Here is a 998-nt window from a genome sequence, read left to right as displayed (position 1 = left end):
GCACCCTGATCGAGCACTGGAACGGGTGGGCGGTGTTCTCCTGCACCCGCGCGGTGGCCGAGGCGATCGTCGCGGACCAGCAGCGGCGCCGCGACCAGTACCGCGACCGCCTCCGGGACGAGGGCGTGCCGGCAGACGAGCTGGACCGGCGGGTCGACGCCACACTGGCCGACCTCTCCTTCGACGGCGACGTCATCGTCGCCGACCAGCGCGCCCTGGCCGACGACCCGGAAGCCATCGAACGCATCGCCCCGGACGGCGACGGCCGGTACGTCGTGATGGGCCGCAACTGGCGCTGGGAGCCCTTCGACCCCTACGCCTGCGACCGGATCGTCGGCGACGTGCCCGACCCCGATCAGGCATAGGCCGGGCGATCCCGACCAAGCCCCACCGCGTCACCCGAAGCCAGCCGACATCGGCCGCTGCCACCCGGCCACAACCATCACGACAGATAAGACCAACAGGAAGGAACTCCAGTGACCATCCGTAGCCAAGAGGACATCGTCACCCGGGTATGGGCCCTGCGCGCTAACCGCTGGGACATCTTCGGATTCCGCGAGGAGGTGCTCGTGGAGGCGCTCGATCTCGACCACGCCCGCCAGGTCCTCACCCCCCGCCACCCGGGTGAGTGGACCCAGCGGGTCGACCACGAGTCCTACGCCCGGGACTACCTGCGTTTCGCCATCGGGAAGATCATCGAACACCGGGGCAACTCGGCGAGCCGGTCGGTGGACAAGCTCGGCGAACTCGCCTGGCTTCTCGGCCGCGACGACATCGTGGCGGCGATGGATCACGCCGGATACCCGATGTACGGAGCGCCCAAGGTCAAGGCGTTCGCCGACGGGTTCGACTGGCCGTTCCTCGACGACCTCGACGGCGACGACAGGCCGGCCCTGGCCCGGATGGCCGAGGGACAGCAGTGCGACCCACAGGGCTGCGAACGGGGCTGCGCCGACTGACCACGACCGCACCGCACGCATCGCTCCCGGCCCTCACGG

General features: G+C 70.1%; 1 protein-coding gene and 1 pseudogene. Both read left to right on the top strand.

Annotated features, from left to right (window positions below; genetic code table 11):
• Positions 1 to 365 (top strand): annotated as a pseudogene (locus KBX08_RS33335) (DUF4314 domain-containing protein); the annotation flags it as partial.
• A 111-nt stretch (positions 366 to 476) separates the two neighbouring features.
• Positions 477 to 959: a hypothetical protein gene (locus KBX08_RS33330; RefSeq protein ID WP_210787723.1), complete on the top strand. Its 483-nt coding sequence runs from the start codon at positions 477 to 479 to the stop codon at positions 957 to 959.
• Positions 960 to 998: the final 39 nt, after the last annotated feature.

This window comes from Micromonospora sp. H61, assembly GCF_018070325.1.
Lineage (GTDB): Bacteria > Actinomycetota > Actinomycetes > Mycobacteriales > Micromonosporaceae > Micromonospora > Micromonospora salmantinae.
This window is presented reverse-complemented; position numbering and strand designations above follow the sequence as displayed.